This window comes from Pseudomonas salicis (assembly GCF_057128705.1).
On sequence record NZ_JBSKHU010000004.1, the window covers coordinates 245,122 to 262,631 of the forward strand.

At 60.4% G+C, this 17,510-nt stretch carries 13 protein-coding genes; 6 read left to right on the forward strand and 7 right to left on the reverse strand.

Annotated features, from left to right (window positions below; translation table 11 throughout):
- Window positions 1–26 precede the first annotated feature (26 nt).
- From thrC to ACWKWE_RS15935, 3 genes are all read left to right on the forward strand, one after another.
- Window positions 27–1,436, forward strand: coding sequence for a threonine synthase (gene thrC / locus ACWKWE_RS15925; RefSeq protein WP_341959654.1), 1,410 nt, complete (start codon window positions 27–29; stop codon window positions 1,434–1,436).
- Window positions 1,437–1,550: 114 nt separating this feature from the next.
- A complete protein-coding gene (locus ACWKWE_RS15930; protein ID WP_483851075.1) occupies window positions 1,551–3,686 on the forward strand; it encodes a transporter substrate-binding domain-containing protein in 2,136 nt (711 codons plus the stop codon).
- A 156-nt stretch (window positions 3,687–3,842) separates the two neighbouring features.
- The gene (locus ACWKWE_RS15935) at window positions 3,843–4,139 is read left to right on the forward strand and encodes a DUF3509 domain-containing protein (RefSeq protein WP_166593811.1); all 297 of its coding nucleotides are present in this window, start codon (window positions 3,843–3,845) and stop codon (window positions 4,137–4,139) included.
- A gap of 162 nt (window positions 4,140–4,301) precedes the next feature.
- Here the strand turns inward: ACWKWE_RS15935 and ACWKWE_RS15940 are convergent, their stop codons facing one another.
- Complete coding sequence (locus ACWKWE_RS15940) at window positions 4,302–5,147, reverse strand: TIGR02285 family protein (RefSeq protein WP_483851333.1); 846 nt, start codon at window positions 5,145–5,147, stop codon at window positions 4,302–4,304.
- A gap of 346 nt (window positions 5,148–5,493) precedes the next feature.
- Here ACWKWE_RS15940 and ACWKWE_RS15945 point away from each other — a divergent pair, with 346 nt between their 5' ends.
- From ACWKWE_RS15945 to ACWKWE_RS15955, 3 genes are all read left to right on the forward strand, one after another.
- Window positions 5,494–6,036, forward strand: a complete 543-nt coding sequence (locus ACWKWE_RS15945; RefSeq protein WP_166593598.1) for a YaeQ family protein — start codon at window positions 5,494–5,496, stop codon at window positions 6,034–6,036.
- 60 nt (window positions 6,037–6,096) lie between these two features.
- Window positions 6,097–7,812 carry a single-stranded-DNA-specific exonuclease RecJ gene (recJ, locus tag ACWKWE_RS15950; protein WP_483851076.1) on the forward strand — a complete coding sequence of 572 codons (1,716 nt, stop codon included), beginning with the start codon at window positions 6,097–6,099 and terminating at the stop codon, window positions 7,810–7,812.
- Window positions 7,813–7,912: 100 nt separating this feature from the next.
- Window positions 7,913–9,019 (forward strand): NADH:flavin oxidoreductase/NADH oxidase, encoded by a 1,107-nt coding sequence (locus ACWKWE_RS15955; protein ID WP_166593596.1) that lies wholly within the window; start codon window positions 7,913–7,915, stop codon window positions 9,017–9,019.
- Window positions 9,020–9,195: 176 nt separating this feature from the next.
- On the opposite strand, the gene ACWKWE_RS15960 is transcribed toward ACWKWE_RS15955, so the two are convergent.
- The 6 genes from ACWKWE_RS15960 to ydcS form a co-directional block, all read right to left on the reverse strand.
- The gene (locus ACWKWE_RS15960) at window positions 9,196–11,202 is read right to left on the reverse strand and encodes a hybrid sensor histidine kinase/response regulator (RefSeq protein WP_483851334.1); all 2,007 of its coding nucleotides are present in this window, start codon (window positions 11,200–11,202) and stop codon (window positions 9,196–9,198) included.
- A 364-nt stretch (window positions 11,203–11,566) separates the two neighbouring features.
- Complete coding sequence (locus ACWKWE_RS15965; RefSeq protein WP_483851077.1) at window positions 11,567–12,991, reverse strand: gamma-aminobutyraldehyde dehydrogenase; 1,425 nt, start codon at window positions 12,989–12,991, stop codon at window positions 11,567–11,569.
- Window positions 12,992–13,179: 188 nt separating this feature from the next.
- The gene (locus ACWKWE_RS15970; RefSeq protein WP_483851335.1) at window positions 13,180–13,962 is read right to left on the reverse strand and encodes an ABC transporter permease; all 783 of its coding nucleotides are present in this window, start codon (window positions 13,960–13,962) and stop codon (window positions 13,180–13,182) included.
- Window positions 13,963–13,999: 37 nt separating this feature from the next.
- Complete coding sequence (locus ACWKWE_RS15975) at window positions 14,000–14,920, reverse strand: ABC transporter permease (RefSeq protein WP_483851336.1); 921 nt, start codon at window positions 14,918–14,920, stop codon at window positions 14,000–14,002.
- Window positions 14,921–14,951: 31 nt separating this feature from the next.
- Window positions 14,952–16,001, reverse strand: a complete 1,050-nt coding sequence (locus tag ACWKWE_RS15980; protein ID WP_483851078.1) for an ABC transporter ATP-binding protein — start codon at window positions 15,999–16,001, stop codon at window positions 14,952–14,954.
- 267 nt (window positions 16,002–16,268) lie between these two features.
- On the reverse strand, window positions 16,269–17,420 hold the full coding sequence (gene ydcS, locus ACWKWE_RS15985) for a putative ABC transporter substrate-binding protein YdcS (protein WP_483851079.1): 1,152 nt from the start codon (window positions 17,418–17,420) through the stop codon (window positions 16,269–16,271).
- Window positions 17,421–17,510 lie beyond the last annotated feature (90 nt).

Genomic DNA, 17,510 nt, shown 5'->3' on the forward strand with positions numbered 1-17,510 from the left:
TCGCCGCTCAAACCGAAGGTTTGTTTATGCGCTATATCAGTACTCGCGGCCAGGCGCCGGCCCTGAATTTTGAAGACGTGCTGCTCGCCGGTCTTGCCACCGATGGCGGTCTGTACGTTCCTGAGAACCTGCCACGTTTCACCCAGGAAGAAATCGCGTCCTGGGCCGGTCTGCCGTATCACGAGCTGGCGTTCCGGGTGATGCGTCCGTTCGTCACCGGCAGCATTCCAGACGCTGATTTCAAGAAGATCCTTGAAGAAACCTATGGCGTGTTCGCCCACAGTGCCGTTGCGCCTCTGCGTCAATTGAACAGCAACGAATGGGTGATGGAACTGTTCCACGGCCCGACCCTGGCGTTCAAGGATTTCGCGCTGCAACTGCTGGGTCGCCTGCTGGATTACGTGTTGGAAAAACGCGGCGAGCGCGTGGTCATCATCGGCGCGACGTCCGGTGATACCGGTTCCGCCGCGATCGAAGGCTGCCGTCGTTGCGACAACGTCGACATCTTCATCCTGCACCCGAACAAGCGTGTGTCGGACGTTCAGCGCCGCCAGATGACCACGATCTTCGGCGAGAACATCCACAACATCGCCATCGAAGGCAACTTCGATGACTGCCAGGAAATGGTCAAGAACAGCTTTGCCGACCAGAGCTTCCTGAAAGGTACGCGTCTTGTGGCCGTAAACTCGATCAACTGGGCGCGGATCATGGCTCAGATCGTTTACTACTTCCACGCGGCGCTGCAACTGGGTGGTCCTGCGCGTTCGGTCGCGTTCTCGGTGCCGACGGGTAACTTCGGCGACATTTTTGCCGGTTACCTGGCGCGCAATATGGGCCTGCCGATCAGCCAACTGATCGTGGCGACCAACCGCAACGACATCCTGCACCGCTTCATGAGCGGCAATCAGTACGTCAAGGAAACGCTGCACGCCACGCTGTCGCCGTCGATGGACATCATGGTGTCGTCAAACTTTGAACGTCTGCTGTTCGACATGCACGGTCGCAACGGTGCCGCGATTGCCGACCTGATGGCCAGCTTCAAGCAGGGTGGCGGTTTCAGCGTCGAAGAAGACCGCTGGACCGAAACCCGCAAGCTCTTCGATTCGCTGGCGGTCAGCGACGAACAGACCTGTGAAACCATCGCTGAAGTCTTCGCCAGCACCGGTGAAGTTCTTGACCCGCACACCGCGATTGGTGTGAAAGCGGCCCGCGATTGCCGTCGCAGCCTTGATACCCCGATGGTGATTCTGGGGACAGCGCACCCGGTCAAATTCCCGGAAGCCGTGCAAAAGGCCGGTGTAGGAAAAGCACTTGAGTTGCCTGCACATTTGTCTGATTTGTTTGAGCGCGATGAACGCTGCACCGTGCTGCCGAATGACCTGAAAGCCATGCAGGCGTTCGTCAGCCAGCACGGCAATCGCGGCAAGCCGCTTTAACGGTATCGCCGTGTAACAACTAAGGCCCGCCCCTCGGCGGGCCTTCTTGTTCATGCGTGCCACACTTGCGCGGAATTTCTTATTTTCGTGAACAAACAAGTGGCGGTATAAAACATGAACATGGACAGACAAGGAGTGCCCGTCCAGAACCGAATCTTTCGATACTTGCTGTGCGCATTGATGCTACTGGTGTGTGTCGGGAGCCGGGCAGGGCACGGAGCCGAAAAGCTTCCCTTCATTTTGGGCGAACCCTTCCTCAGCGTGCAGCCGATGCCGCTTGAGGCCGCCGAGCGTCAGTGGCTGGACCAGCGACAAGTGCTGCGTGTCGGTATTCCCATTGACGACTACGAACCTGTCGACATCACCAGCGACGGCAACCGCTATCAAGGCATCAGTGCAGATTATCTGAGCCTGATCGCTGCCAAGCTGGGCGTCTCCATGCACGTTACGGGCTTCGCCAAGCGCGATCAGGCCGTCGAGGCGTTGAAGACAGGCAAAGTCGACCTGTTGACCAGCGCCAGTGGGTTCGAACGCGGGATGTCAGACCTTGCCGTCACCCGCAATTACCTGACGGACAGGGCTGTGGTGGTAGGGCGCCGGGGAGATTTCACATTGTCCACTGCCTTAAGTGGCAAGCGCATTATCGCGCTGGACTGCTACGCCGATCCCGACCAACTGCAGCGACTGTATCCTGACAGCGATATTGTGCTTGCACCGACGTTGTTCAGCGCTGTAGAGGCGTTGACTCAAGGTGATGCCGACGCATTCGTCGGCAATGAAATAGTCGTGAACGCCTTCAAGTCGCTACGTCCCTACCTGGGTTTGCAAACCAGATTCGAGAGTTTGTTGCCTTTGGCGGGCTTCGGGTTCGCGACACGGGCAGAGGATACGACGCTGTTGGCGCTGTTGAACCGTTCACTCAATGATCTGGATGAGGCGGTGGACCGGAACATACAAAGTCGCTGGATACTTGACGAGAATGTCGAGGTCGCGCCTGGGCGGCGTATCCGACTCACTGCCGCCGAACGCCAGTGGGTTCGCAAACACTCGCAAGTCCGCATCGGTTCGACACAACATGCGCCCTATGTCTTTAAAGATGCCGACGGTCACTGGGTGGGGCTGAATATCGATATTCTTGACCGAATCTCGCGCATGACCGGCCTCAACTTCGTCCACCACGAGATGCCAAACCTCCATGCGGCACTGGAAGCGTTGTCGTCCGGGGCCGTTGACATGAATACCACTGTGGCGGAAACCGCAGAGCGCCGGGCGACGCTGTCGTTCAGTTACGCCTATGGCGGGAACAGTTGGGTGTACGTGACCCAAAAGGATAACGAGGGTCTCGTAAGCCTGGCCAACATGTCTGGAAAGGTACTGGCGATGCCTGCCCGTCACGCTCTTCTGGAATTCATTCGCGTCCGCTACCCAGACGTCCAACTGATGATCGTGCCCTCCTACGTGGAGGCCCGGCGGTTGGTGGAGAGCGGAGGGGCAACGGCGACCATTCAGAATGAAGCGGCGGCCTGGACCTCGTCGATGCGCGGGCTGAAGGTGGCTGGCAGCGTGGAGGACATATGGTCGCCGGACCGGTTTGCAGTCATCAATTCCGAACCTGAGCTTTTGAGCATTCTGAACAAGGCACTGGATGAATTCCCCGTGGCCGAGATGCGGGCGATTCGCACGAAATGGCTGGGGGGAATCATGGGTCAATCCACGCTGTGGGAGCGGATTCCCCATTGGGTGTTTTGGCTGCTGGCGGTGGTGTTATCAGGCGTATTGGTTTCGCTCTATTGGAAAATTCGGTTGACGGACCAGATACGGCAACGGCTGATCGCCGAAGTGCAGCTCAACGATCAACTGGCGTTCAAGCGTGCGTTGATGGACGGTATTCCTGAGCCGATGTATGTCCGGGATCTCCAGGGTCGTCTCGTGTTCTGCAACCGTAGCTATGAGGACAGTTTCGGTATCAGCTATGAACAGATGAATGGTCGGCGCCTGATCGATGTCGATCTGATCCCACGAGACGCTGCCGAGGCGATGCACGCGAGTTACATGAATCTATTGACGACTCATCAACCGCTGCTGACCGAGCGCAGTTTCACGCTGTCCGGTCGCGTCATTAAAGCGTCTCAGTGGGCGGTGCCGTTCTATGACGGAGGCGGACAGTTGCAGGGCTTGCTGGGGGGCTGGCTCGATCTCAGCGAGGCCAAGGGTCTGACGCCGAGCGCGACGCGATCGTCAAAAGACTGAATTCTGTCTGTCACATTGGGCAGGCATGCTCCAGTGACAAAGGGGGTGACGATCAACCCGCTCACGGTAAACCCTCGAAGCGGAAAAGAACTTTCCGCTTCTGCCGATGGTCATTGATAAGCACCTTTGCATTCAAACTGTTGAGTGGTGATCCAGATGGAAAATATCAGCTTGTTGTTAAGCGAAGCACTGGCACCTTATGAGGCCAGCCTGGGCGCTGCCGGTGTAAATGGCGAGCGTCTGGTGACGCTGAAAAATGCAGCCGGTGCGATCGTGATCGAACGCGTCTATTCCGCTGCCCAGTTGTGTGACAAGCGCCAGCTGACCGACGTGGTCGACGGGCTTCATCGCGATTTGATGGTCGCCGAGGGGCGTATCGAGCCTTGCGTCATCGCCGCGATGCGAAATGCGACACAGGTCAACAATTTTGCCGCCCGTCAGGGTTTTGTCTGAGGGACGGGGAACCTTATCCATTACATAGGCTCCTATCCATTACGGCAGGTGCAGGCATTGTGCTCCGGTGTTTATGTTGCCTGCCGTACGGGTCCAAGATGGACCACGGTTGACCCCGAGTAGTCTCCCCGCTGCTCGGGGTTTCTTTTTGCCTGGTGTTTTTCAGTTTTCCGCGTCGTCGAAAAACGTCTGCGCGTCCTGCAGGTATTGGCGCTTGTCGACCATCCATTCGGCGTAGAACGAGATCAGCTTGGTGGTCCGCAACGTGCGCATCTCGCGATTGATGATCTCGATGGCTTCGCGGCCCTTTTCGGTCTTCGAGCAGCCGATGTGCGCGAACTGGTACTTGGGCGCGTCCTTGATCGGGAAAAACTCCAGCTCTTCCAGCGCAATGCCCTGCTGCTGGGCGTGATACCGCGCTTCGGGCCAGTAGCTGATAATGGCCTGGAAACGGTCCAGGCGTTCCATCTGCAACATGCTGCCTACCGCCGCGTTGCCGTAATGCAGAATCAGGCTGTCGGGTTGGGTGGTCGCCTTGAGAATCTTATCGATAGTCGGACCGTAGCTGCGCTCGGCCACAATACCGGTCTTGACCGTGTTGGCGTTCAGCAGGGCCGCCAGATCAAGATGCCCATCGGCATCGAGAAATGGCGCAAACATCGCGTGATTTCGCCGTTCGATCGTCACCCCGTTGCCAGGCGTGGCGTAGGTCGGGATCGAGAACAGAATGGTCTTCGCACGTTCTGCCGTCCACAACAGCGTCGGGTCACAGGCGAAGACGTCCGGGTCCCGGAGCATCTGTGTGCCCCGCGCACGGTTCACGTGCATGATCTGGTGGTTGTATTCCGGCATCTGCGCAATCAGTTCAGGCATCAGCTTGTCGATGGCGCCCTGGCCTGCTTGCGGGCCGGCGAAAATGGTCAGGGGAGGGAAGTCCCGAAGCAGCCAGGTCAGCGTTTCCTTCGCGTCTGCGGTTCCGGGTGTCGCACTCAGTGCCGAAGCGATCAGCAGGGCGAAAACACCGGACGGGCGAATGTGTGCGTAACGATTGACCATCCGTCGAGGTAAATCCTGAAAATACTGACTGAGGTTTAAGCCGCGATCACCCCGATCCGACGGGTCTGATTTCGCAACGGCCCACGCTGTGAACTTCATGCTAGAGGGTCTCGCATCAACGTATCGGCGTTGTGGATCATTTGTTTAACACTCGTCACCCTGGGTTGAGTAAAGCAGCCTGACAAATGCGCGCACGCTGATTTTCATGTCGCCATGACGATCAATCATCGAGTCTGGTCGTTCAACGGGACGTGCATCGGTTAGACTTGGCGCCTTTCCCGTCCTTAGAAGCCCGTTCATGGCCCAGCCGTCCACGACCTACAAATTCGAACTGAACCTCACTGACCTCGACCGTGGGGTGTACGAAAACGTCAAACAGACCATCGCCCGCCACCCGTCGGAAACCGAAGAGCGCATGGCCGTGCGTTTGTTGGCCTACGCATTCTGGTACAGCGAACACCTGTCGTTCGGACGCGGTCTGTCTGACGTCGACGAACCTGCCTTGTGGGAAAAAAGCCTGGATGACCGCGTACTGCACTGGATCGAAGTCGGCCAACCCGATGCTGACCGGCTGACGTGGTGCTCCCGCCGTACCGAGCGCACCAGCCTCTTGGCGTACGGCAGCCTGCGCGTGTGGGAGGGCAAGATCGTCCCGGCCGTCAAAACGTTGAAAAACGTCAACATCGCCGCCGTGCCTCAGGAAGTGCTGGAGACCCTGGCCAAGGACATGCCCCGCGTTATCAAGTGGGACGTGATGATCAGCGAAGGCACGATTTTCGTGACCGACGACCGTGGCCAGCACGAAGTGCAATTGCAGTGGCTGGCTGGCGAGCGCGGTTGACCGCCGACGTTTGCCCGCATCACTGAATCAGCTCCAACCGAACACATCAGCGGAACCCGCATGCGCATCGAATCACGACAGTTGCCCGACACCTTGCCTTTTCTAGGCGATCTGCCGCCTTTGTTGACCCGACTGTACGCCTCGCGGGGCGTGCTGTCGCAGGACGAGCTGGACAAGGGCCTGGCGCGGCTGATTCCGTATCAGCAACTCAAAGGCATCGACGCGGCGGTGGATTTGCTGGTGACGGCGCTGCAACAGCGTCAGCGCATCCTGATCGTCGGTGACTTCGATGCCGACGGCGCTACGGCCAGCACGGTCGGGGTTTTGGGACTGCGGTTGCTGGGTGCGGCGCATGTCGATTATCTGGTGCCGAACCGCTTCGAATACGGCTACGGGCTGACCCCGGAAATCGTCAAGGTCGCCCTTGAGCGTGAGCCGGAGCTGTTGATGACCGTGGATAACGGCATCTCCAGCGTGGAAGGTGTTGCGGCTGCCAAGGCGGCGGGCCTGCAGGTCCTGGTGACCGATCACCACTTGCCCGGCCATGAGCTGCCGGCCGCTGACGCCATCGTCAACCCGAATCAGCCCGGTTGCACGTTCCCCAGCAAGGCACTAGCCGGTGTCGGCGTGATGTTTTATGTGCTGATGGCCCTGCGCGCGCGTTTGCGGGAAATCGGATGGTTCGAGGCCAACGGTCGCGCTCAGCCAAACCTCGGCGAGTTGTTGGACCTGGTCGCGCTTGGCAGTGTGGCCGACGTGGTGCCGCTGGACGCGAACAACCGGATTCTGGTGCATCAGGGCTTGATGCGGATTCGCGCCGGTCGCGCCCGTCCGGGGTTGCGCGCCATTCTGGAAGTCGCGCGCCGCGAACCTTCGCGCATCACCTCCACCGACCTCGGCTTCATCCTCGGCCCGCGATTGAACGCGGCGGGGCGTCTGGACGACATGAGTCTGGGCATCGAATGCCTGCTGTGCGAAGACGAGACGCTGGCGCGGGAGATGGCCGTGCAATTGGACGAGCTGAATCAGGACCGCAAGTCCATCGAACAGGGCATGCAGCGGGAAGCGCTGGCCCAGCTCAAGGATTTGCCTGTCGAGTCGATGCCGTTCGGGCTCTGCCTGTACGAAGCCGAATGGCACCAGGGCGTGATCGGGATTCTCGCGTCGCGCCTGAAAGAGCGTTATCACCGGCCCACTATCGCCTTCGCCAGCGCAGGGGAGGGCGTGCTGAAAGGCTCGGCGCGTTCGGTGCCGGGATTCCACATCAGGGATGCGCTGGACGCCGTTGCGGCGAAACACCCTGAGTTGATCAGCAAGTTTGGTGGCCACGCGATGGCAGCCGGTTTGTCGCTGCCTGCGGAAAATTTCTCGGCCTTCGCCGAAGCCTTCGATGCCGAAGTTCGTCGTCAACTGACTGAAGAAGACCTGACCGGCCGTCTGTTGTCCGATGGGACGTTGGCGGTTGAAGAGTTTCATCTTGAGCTGGCCCGCGCGCTGCGCAATGCCGGGCCTTGGGGCCAGCACTTCCCCGAGCCGTTGTTTCACGGGGTGTTCCAGCTGGTGGAGCAACGCGTCGTAGGCGAGCGGCATTTGAAGATGGTGCTCAAAACCGAATGCGGCACCGTCAAGCTCGACGGCATTGCGTTCAGCGTTGATCGCGACGTGTGGCCCAATCCGACGGTGCGGTGGGTCGAGCTGGCCTATAAGCTGGACCTCAACGAATTTCGGGGCAACGAGACCGTGCAGCTCATGGTGGCGCACATTTCACCGCGTTGATTTCACGCGAGACAGCAGGAACCACGGCTTCTCTCAGCTTGTCGACTAGGCTCTAGGTTCAGTACAAAGGAACCTTCCTCCGCGACTTCGAGAGATACTCATGAGCCTGCTGCTTGAATCCTTCACCCTTCGCGAACTCACCTTACGCAATCGCATCGTGGTCTCGCCGATGTGCCAATACTCCGCCCAGGACGGTCTGGCCAACGACTGGCACCTCGTGCACCTCGGCAGCCGCGCCGTGGGCGGTGCCGGACTGATCTTCACCGAAGCGGCCGCTGTCACCGAAGACGGCCGTATTACCCCGGAAGACCTCGGGCTGTGGAACGACGAGCAGATCGCGCCGTTGCAACGCATTACCCGATTCATCACCGCTCAGGGGGCCGTGGCTGGTATTCAACTGGCCCATGCCGGACGCAAGGCGAGCACCTGGCGTCCTTGGCTGGGCAAGCAGGGCAGCATTCCTGCTGATCAGGGTGGCTGGACACCGTGGGGGCCATCGAAAATCGCTTTCGACCCGAAACACACGCCGCCGACGCCGTTGGATACCCCTCAAATCAAAGAGGTCGTCGAGGCCTTCGTCGCGGCTGCCAAGCGTGCGCTGACCGCCGGTTTCAGCGTGGTGGAAATTCACGCTGCCCACGGTTATCTGCTGCACCAGTTCCTGTCGCCGGTCAGCAACCAACGCCAGGATGAATACGGCGGTTCGTTCGAAAACCGTATTCGTCTGACGCTGGAAGTCACCAAAGCCGTGCGTGATGTCTGGCCGCAAGCGCTGCCGCTGTTCGTGCGCGTGTCGGCGACCGATTGGGTGGAGGACGGCTGGAATCCGGATGAAACCGTAGAACTGGCGAAGCGTCTGAAAACGCTGGGTGCGGATCTGGTCGACGTGTCCTCGGGAGGCACCGCCGCCAACGCTGAAATCCCGGTGGGTCCGGGGTATCAAACGCAGTTTGCCGAGCGGGTCAAGAAAGAGTCCCAGATCGCCACGGGAACGGTGGGTATGATCACCGAGCCCGCTCAGGCCGAACATATTCTACGCACGGGGCAGGCGGATTTGATCCTGCTCGCCCGTGAGCTGTTGCGCGACCCGTACTGGCCATTGCATGCCGATGACGACCTGAACGGGCGTCAGGCGACCTGGCCTGCACAGTATCAACGTGCGACCCATCGCGATCAGCCGATTCACGAGTCTGATTTGCGGGATTGATTGCCTGCTGACGCTTGGGTCTTATGACCTGACGCAACGTTGTGGGAGGCGGCTTGCTGGCGAATGCGGTGGGCCAGATACTTATCGGGTGGCTGAAAAGACCGATTCGCCAGCAAGCCGGCTCCCACAGTCAGTCATTCAGCCTGACCCCTATACATGAGCACGGAACACTTCGCTCACGTTTCCAACAACCCCTTGACCCGCTCGCCGAGCGCCGGTATCGAAAACGGTTTGGTCAGCACATGCATCCCTGGTTCCAGCCGACCTTTGCCCAAGGCGGCATTTTCCGCGTAACCGGTCACGAACAGCACCTTCAAACCCGGTCGCACTGAGCGGGCGGCGTCGGCGAGTTGGCGTCCGTTCATGCCACCGGGCAGGCCGACGTCCGAGACGAGCAGGTCGATGGTTTGTCGTGTTTGCAGTATTTCCAGTGCCAGGGCACCGTTTTCGGCTTCCAGCACACGGTAGCCGAGGTCGGTCAGCACTTCGGCGACCAGGGTTCTGATCGTCGGCTCGTCGTCCACCACCAGCACGGTTTCGCCGCCCGCCACCGGTCCGGAAGGCTGTTCCTGCAACGGTGTGTCCGGGGAAAACGCAATGGCCTCGCCTTGTACCGGCAGGTAAATGCACACCTGCGTGCCTTTCCCCACTGCGGAGCGAATCTGAACCCCGCCCCCCGACTGGCGGGCAAAACCGTAGATCATCGACAACCCAAGCCCCGTGCCCATGCCGATGGGTTTGGTGGTGAAGAAGGGATCAAAGGCGCGTTTGACGACATCGGCGCTCATCCCGCTGCCGTTGTCGCTGACGCACAGCGCCACGTACCGACCTTCGGGCATTTCCAGCTCTCGGGCTTCGATGTCGTCGAGGGTTTTGTTGCCGGTTTCGATCAGCAGCTGACCGCCGTCGGGCATGGCATCGCGGGCATTCAGGCACAGGTTGAGCAGGGCGTTTTCCAGTTGATGGGCGTCCACCAGGGTTGCCCACAGGCCGGGGGTGCCGATCACGTCCATGGCAATGGCGGGGCCCACCGTGCGGCGAATGAGTTCGGCCATTCCCTCAACCAGATGATCCACATCAGTCGGTCGGGGATCGAGGGTCTGTCGCCGAGAAAACGCCAGCAGCCGGTGGGTCAGCGCGGCGGCTCGGCGAGAGCCTTCGAGCGCCGCATTGATGTAGCGCCCGAGGTTGTCGGTGCGGCCTTTGGCGACGCGGTTTTTCAAGAGTTCGATGTTGCCGCTGACACCCATCAGCAGGTTGTTGAAGTCATGGGCCAGCCCTCCGGTGAGTTGGCCGACAGCTTCCATTTTCTGCGAGTGACGCAACGCATCTTCTGCGCGTCGCAGCGCTTCGGCCTGTTGCTTTTCGGCAGTAATGTCCCGTGCGCTGCAATACAACTTGCCGCCTTCCGGCACCGCGACCCACGACAGCCAGCGGTAGCTGCCATCCTTGCGTCGGTAACGGTTTTCCAGATTCAGCACCGGATGATTGCGCCCCAGCGCACCAAAGGCTTCCTGACTGCGCGCGACGTCTTCGGGGTGAATCAGGTCAGAGAACGCGAACCGCGACAATGCTTCGTCCGTCCAGCCCAAGGTGAATCGCCAGGCCGGGTTGGTGGTTTCGAAATGCAGATCGGAGGTCATGATCGAGAGCAGATCGGGGCTGACTTGCCAAGTCAGGCCACGTTCATGAGCACGCTCGACGACTTGCCGTTCAAGGTCGGCAATCAGGTCGAGCCGACGCTGTTCGCTGGCCCTCAGTGCTCGCTGATCCAGCACGCGGCGTGTGGTTTCATTGGTCACGCAGAACAGGCCGACCACCTGGTTGTGTTCGTCAATCATCGGTGAGAACGAAAACGACCACCACGTGCGCTCGATTGCGCCATAACGCGCCATGGTCAGAGGCATGTCTTCGCAGTGATACGGCTGCCCGTTCAACGCTTGCTCGGCAAACGGCTGCACTTGATCCCACACATCCGACCACAACTCCGGCATGCGAGCACCCATGGCCGCGTCCCGTCGAGGGCCGAGAGTCGGGGCACAGGCATCGTTGTGGAAAAACAGCAACTCCGGGCCCCAAAGCAGGTACATCGACTCGGGGGAATTGAGGATCAGATTGAGGTGGATCTTCAGCGCAGCAGGCCATTGTTCGATGGGGCCAAGGGGCGTTGTGGCCCAGTCCATGTCCTTGATGGTGCGACCTGCCTCACTGTCGCCTGCGGGAAAGCGGGGATATCGTGTCAACGAGGCAAGCTCCAGTCAGGGGGAAACAGTGTACGAAGCCGGACCGGAAGAATCCTCACCTTTCACATCCGCTTGAAGGGTGATTGAGCGTGGTTGAGCTTTATCGGTATTCGAACGAATACCAAAACAACCCCCCGCGATTCAAAGCAGCGTCTGTTGTGTTGACCGTGAATGAGCACAGGGGTTGCGTGGTGATGTCAAATTCTAATCAGTTTGGATGGCGTGGCTGTAGCCGCACGGCTTGCCAGCGGTGGCGTCAGTGGGATCGCTGCCGCCGGCGAGCCGGACCGCTACAGATAAAGCATCAGTGTTTGAACATCACATGGCGCACGGTGGTGTAGTCCTCAAGCCCGTACATCGACAGGTCTTTCCCGTAGCCGGACAATTTCTGGCCGCCGTGGGGCATTTCGCTGATGAGCATGAAATGGGTGTTCACCCAGGTGCACCCGTATTGCAGACGGGCGGACAGGCGGTGGGCGCGACCGACGTCCTGGGTCCAGACCGACGACGCCAGGCCATAATCGGAATCGTTGGCCCAGCCCAGGACTTGGGCTTCATCATCGAATGACGTCACCGACACCACCGGGCCGAACACCTCGCGGCGGACGATTTCGTCGTCTTGTTGAGCGTCGGCGATCACCGTTGGCTGGAAGAAGAAACCGTTGCCTTCGATGGCCTTGCCGCCGGTGATCAGCCGCGTGTGGGATTGGGCGACCGCACGCTCGACGAAGCCGGTGACGCGGTCGCGATGTTGGGCCGTGATCAGCGGGCCGAGTTCGGTGTCCGGGTCATCCTGCTGACCGACTTTGATCGTGCTGACGGCTTCCCCGAGCTTCTGCACGAATTGCTCATAGATGCCTTTTTGCGCGTAGATGCGGCAGGCGGCGGTGCAATCCTGACCTGCGTTATAGAAGCCGAAAGTGCGAATGCCTTCGACGGCGGCGTCGATGTCGGCGTCGTCGAAGATGATCACCGGGGCCTTGCCGCCCAGTTCCATGTGGGTGCGTTTGACGCTCTCGGCGGTGCTGGAAATGATGTGCGAGCCGGTGGCGACCGAGCCCGTCAGCGACACCATGCGGACTTTCGGGTGTGTGACCAGCGGATTGCCGACGGTCTGGCCGCGACCGAATACCAGATTCAGCACGCCTGCCGGGAAGATGTCATTGGCCAGCTCGACCAGACGCAGCGCGGTCAAAGGGGTTTGCTCGGAAGGTTTGAGCACCACGGTATTGCCCGCCGCCAGCGCCGGGGCGATTTTCCAGGCGACCATCATCAGCGGGTAGTTCCACGGCGCGATGGACGCCACGACGCCCACTGGGTCGCGACGGATCATCGAGGTGTGCCCCGGCAGGTATTCGCCCGCCGCCGAACCGCTCATGCAGCGGCTGGCGCCAGCGAAGAAGCGGAACACGTCGGCAATCGCTGGCAGCTCGTCGTTCAACGCCGCTTGATAAGGCTTGCCGCAGTTGTCTGATTCGAGCTTGGCGAGTTCTTCGGCGTTAGCGTCGATGGCGTCCGCCAGTTTCAGCAGCAGCAAGGAACGGTCTTTCGGCGCGGTTTGCGACCAGCTCTCAAACGCGGCATCGGCGGCGCGTACGGCGGTGTCGACCTGGCCCTCGGTGGCTTCGTTGATTTCCACCAATACCCGGCCCAGCGCGGGGTTGAACACGGGCTGCGCGGGACCTTCACCGGCGACCAGATGGCCATTGATCAGCAGTTTGGTTTGCATGGGGTTTGTCCTCTTGTTGAATCTGTCGGGCGCTTTGCTGTGGCGCGCCAGCGCGTTGAAACGTGGTCCTGTAGGAGTGAGCTTGCTCGCGATTGCGTATGAACAGTCACTCATTGGCTAGCTGATACACCGCTATCGCGAGCAAGCTCACTCCTACAGGGGTGGGTGTTGAATTCAAAAAGGTGTCATCACTTCCCGCCGCTCCCCGCCACGCTTTCACCGCCACGGGTCAGGTAATACGCGCCGAGAATCGGCAGCATCGTGACCATCATCACCAGCATCGCAACGACGTTGGTCACCGGCACGTCGCGGGGGCGGCTGAGTTGGTTGAGCAGCCAGATCGGCAAGGTGCGTTCGTGACCCGCGGTAAACGTGGTTACGATGATTTCGTCGAACGACAACGCAAACGCCAGCATCCCGCCCGCCAGCAATGCGGAACCGAGGTTCGGCAGGATGATGTAGCGAAAGGTCTGCCAGCCGTCGGCCCCCAAATCCATCGACGCTTCGATCAAACTGTGGGACGTGCGACGCAGGCGGGCAATGACGTTGTTGTAGACGATCACCACGCAGAAGGTCGCGTGGCCAACGATGATGGTGAACATCCCTGGCTCAATCCCCAGCGATTTGAACGCCGACAGCAACGCCAGGCCGGTGATGATGCCGGGCAGGGCGATGGGCAGGATCAGCATCAGCGAAATGCCGTCCTTGCCGAAGAAATCCCTGCGATACAGCGCCGCCGACGCCAGGGTGCCCAGCACCAGTGCGATCAATGTCGCGACGCAGGCGATCTGCAACGACAGCTTGATCGACTCCATCACATCAGGCCGCGAGAAGGCCACGCTGAACCACTTCAGGGTGAAGCCCTGTGGCGGAAAACTGAACGCGGCGTCTTGAGTGTTGAAGGCGTAGACGAAGATGATCAGGATCGGGAAGTGGAGAAACACCAACCCGCCCCATGCGGCAATCCTCATGCCCCATGAGGCTTGATCGCCTTGTTTGATCACAGGCTTAGAGCGCATCGAAAGCCCCCAGTCGTTTGACGATGGACAGGTAAATGGCGATCAGCACGATGGGCACCAGTGTGAACGCGGCGGCCATGGGCATGTTGCCGATGGCGCCTTGCTGGGCGTAGACCATGCTGCCGATAAAATAGCCGGGCGGGCCGATCAGCTGCGGCACGATGAAGTCGCCCAGCGTCAGCGAAAACGTGAAGATCGAACCCGCCGCAATGCCGGGCACCGACAGCGGCAGGATCACCTGCAGGAAGGTCTGCCGAGGCTTGGCGCCCAGGTCCGCCGAGGCTTGCAACAGCGAGGGCGGCAGGCGTTCGAGAGAGGCCTGGATCGGCAAAATCATGAACGGCAGCCAGATGTAGACGAACACCAGAAACCGTCCCAAATGCGAGGTGGACAAGGTGCTCCCGCCGACACCGGGAATCCCCAGAATCACCTGCAACACTGGCTCCAGGCCCAGATGCTGAACGAACCACTGTGCCACACCGCCTTTCGCCAGCAGCAGCGTCCACGCGTAGGCCTTGACGATGTAACTGGCCCACATCGGCATCATCACGGCGATGTAGAAAAACGCCTTGGTCTTGCCGGTGGTGTAACGCGCCATGTAGTAGGCGATGGGGAACGCGACGATGGCGCTGGCGATAGACACGGCAATGGCCATGGTCAGCGTGCGCTGGATCACGTCGAAATTGGCCGGGTTGAACAGCGCCGCGAAGTTGGCCAAGGTCAAGTCCGGCGTGACCGACATGCTGAAGTCGTCGAAGGTGTAGAAGCCCTGCCACAGCAGCCCGAGCAAAGAGCCGAGGTAGATCGCGCCGAACCACAACAGCGGCGGGATCAGCAGCAGCGTCAGGTACAGATTCGGCCGTCGATACAGCAGATTGGAAAAGCGCCGCAGGGGCGATTGCTCTGGCATTGGTGCTGAATGGGCGAGTGTCTGGCTCATCTCAATGGGCCTCGGCCGTGTGCTCGATGACAGCGTCATGCAGCGGGATCATCGCCTCGCGGGCCCAGCGAGCGGTCATGCGCTGACCCGGCTGGTGCTGCGCGCTGGTGTCCAGCCATTGGGTGTTGGCCTGGCTGACGCTGAGGGTCTGGCCGTTGTCGAGTTTCAGCTCATAACGCGTGGCGCTGCCTTGATACTGAATGTCGTGCAGCAGGCCGCTGACTTCGATCTCGTGACTGGCAACCGGGCCTTCGGCAAAACGAATGTGCTCGGGGCGAATGGAAAAGGCGTTGGGGTGGCCGCTCAACTGTTGCGCCAATTCGCCGCGCAGCACGTTGGACGTGCCGACGAACTCAGCGACGAACGTGGTCGCAGGTTTCATGTACAGATTGCGCGGGGTATCGACCTGCTCGATGCGGCCCTTGTTGAACACCGCCACGCGGTCGGACATCGACAGCGCTTCGGTCTGGTCGTGCGTGACGAAGATGAAGGTGATGCCCAGTTGCCGTTGCAGCTTTTTCAGCTCGCTTTGCATCTGTTCGCGCAGCTTCAGATCCAGGGCCCCGAGGGGTTCGTCGAGCAGCAACACGCGAGGACGGTTGACCAGCGCACGGGCCAGTGCGACCCGCTGGCGCTGACCGCCCGACAGTTGCACCGGCTTGCGGTCGCCGTAGCCGCCGAGGGCGACCATGTTCAGGGCTTCTTCGGCGCGTGCCACACGCTCGCCCTTGCCGACGCCCTTCACCTTCAGGCCGTAGGCGACGTTGTCGCGCACGTTCATGTGCGGGAACAGGGCGTAGTCCTGAAACACCGTGTTGACGTCGCGCTGGTACGGCGGCAGGCCAGCCGCCTCTTCGCCATGAATGCGGATTGAACCTGCGCTGGGCTGTTCGAAACCTGCGATCAGGCGCAGGCAGGTGGTCTTGCCCGAACCCGAAGGGCCGAGCATGGAGAAGAACTCGCCGTCCTTGATGTCGATGGAAACCCGGTCAACGGCCTTCACTTCGCCGAACTGACGGGAAACGTGGGTGAACTGGACTGCAAGGGTCATGGGTGAAACCTCAAGTGGAAGCGAACGCCGTCGCAGCGGGTTCGCCGGGTGTAGCGTAAATGCGTGTGGCGGGAGAGGCGGGTGCACGGGGTCTCCTGTGGGAGCGAATTCATTCGCGAAGAATTGGTCAGGCGATAGAGATGCATCGACTGAACAGGCCTTTCGCGAATGAATTCGCTCCCACAGGGGGCCCGCGCTCACCCAGCAAATTGTGATGATCGTTCCTGAGTCCTGCGTGGGAACGATCAGCACCGGCAGACTGGGGAACTACCGCCCACCCATGATCGCGATGTAGTCCTGCGTCCAGCGGCTGTACGGCACGTACTTGCCTCCCTCGGCCTGCGGGGTTTTCCAGAAGGCGATCTTGTCGAACAGGTCGAAGCCGTTGGTGGCGCAACCCTCGGCACCCAACAGCTCATTGCCCTTGCACGCCGCAGGCACGACCGGCAGCGAACCGAACCAGGCCGCGACGTCGCCCTGAACCTTCGGTTGCAGCGACCAGTTCATCCACTTGTACGCGCAGTTCGGGTGCTTGGCCTCGGCGTGCAACATGGTGGTATCGGCCCAACCGGTGGCGCCTTCCTGCGGGATGGTCGAGGCGACCGGCTGTTTGTCAGCCACCAACCCATTGACCATGTAACCCCACGAACTCGACGCCGCAACGCCTTCGTTTTTCACGTCGCTCATCTGCACGGTCGCGTCGTGCCAGTAGCGGTGCACCAACGGGTGTTGGGCGCGCAACAGATCGAGCACGGCCTTGTATTGGGTTTCGGTCAGTTGGTACGGGTCTTCGATCTTCAGGTCCGGCTTGGCGGTCTTCAAATACAGCGCGGCGTCGGCGATGTAGATCGGCCCGTCATAGGCCTGAACGCGGCCTTTGTTCGGCTTGCCATCAGGCAGGTCCTGCGGCTCGAACACCACGCTCCAGCTCACCGGCGGGGTCTTGAACACGTTGGTGTTGTACATCAGCACGTTCGGCCCCCATTGATAAGGCGTGCCGTAAGTCTGCTTGTTGACGGTGTACCACGGGCCGTCTTTCAGGCGCGGGTCGAGGGTTTTCCAGTTGGGGATCAGGTCAGTGTTGATCGGCTGCACCCGCTTGCCCGCCACCAGACGCAACGAAGCGTCGCCCGACGCGGTCACCAGGTCATAGCCGCCCTTGGTCATCAGGCTGACCATCTCGTCGGACGTCGCAGCGGTTTTGACGCTGACCTTACACCCGGTTTCCTGCTCGAAACCGGTGACCCAGTCATAGGCCTTATCGCTCTCGCCCCGCTCGATGTAACCCGGCCACGCCACGATATCCAACTGGCCCTCGCCGTCGCCGACAGCCTTGAGCGCTTCCGCCGCCTGCACGGCGCCGCTCGTCAACATTGCGCCGGCTATGGCTCCCAATAACATGGTCTTTTGCACTGACATGGGGGTTCCCTCTTTAACTTATGGTTGGCAGGAAATCAGTGGTGGGGAGCCAGCTACGAGCCGCAAGCTACAAGCTGCAAGTGGTCATCG

What these genes read in the sequence shown, in the direction of transcription:
- thrC (WP_341959654.1), top strand. Translation starts at nt 27, where the DNA reads ATGCGCTATATCAGTACTCGCGGCCAGGCGCCGGCCCTGAATTTTGAA.
- ACWKWE_RS15930 (WP_483851075.1), top strand. Translation starts at nt 1,551, where the DNA reads ATGAACATGGACAGACAAGGAGTGCCCGTCCAGAACCGAATCTTTCGA.
- ACWKWE_RS15935 (WP_166593811.1), top strand. Translation starts at nt 3,843, where the DNA reads ATGGAAAATATCAGCTTGTTGTTAAGCGAAGCACTGGCACCTTATGAG.
- ACWKWE_RS15945 (WP_166593598.1), top strand. Translation starts at nt 5,494, where the DNA reads ATGGCCCAGCCGTCCACGACCTACAAATTCGAACTGAACCTCACTGAC.
- recJ (WP_483851076.1), top strand. Translation starts at nt 6,097, where the DNA reads ATGCGCATCGAATCACGACAGTTGCCCGACACCTTGCCTTTTCTAGGC.
- ACWKWE_RS15955 (WP_166593596.1), top strand. Translation starts at nt 7,913, where the DNA reads ATGAGCCTGCTGCTTGAATCCTTCACCCTTCGCGAACTCACCTTACGC.
- ACWKWE_RS15960 (WP_483851334.1), bottom strand. Translation starts at nt 11,202, where the DNA reads ATGGACTGGGCCACAACGCCCCTTGGCCCCATCGAACAATGGCCTGCT.
- ACWKWE_RS15965 (WP_483851077.1), bottom strand. Translation starts at nt 12,991, where the DNA reads ATGCAAACCAAACTGCTGATCAATGGCCATCTGGTCGCCGGTGAAGGT.
- ACWKWE_RS15970 (WP_483851335.1), bottom strand. Translation starts at nt 13,962, where the DNA reads ATGAGGATTGCCGCATGGGGCGGGTTGGTGTTTCTCCACTTCCCGATC.
- ACWKWE_RS15975 (WP_483851336.1), bottom strand. Translation starts at nt 14,920, where the DNA reads ATGCCAGAGCAATCGCCCCTGCGGCGCTTTTCCAATCTGCTGTATCGA.
- ACWKWE_RS15980 (WP_483851078.1), bottom strand. Translation starts at nt 16,001, where the DNA reads ATGACCCTTGCAGTCCAGTTCACCCACGTTTCCCGTCAGTTCGGCGAA.
- ydcS (WP_483851079.1), bottom strand. Translation starts at nt 17,420, where the DNA reads ATGTCAGTGCAAAAGACCATGTTATTGGGAGCCATAGCCGGCGCAATG.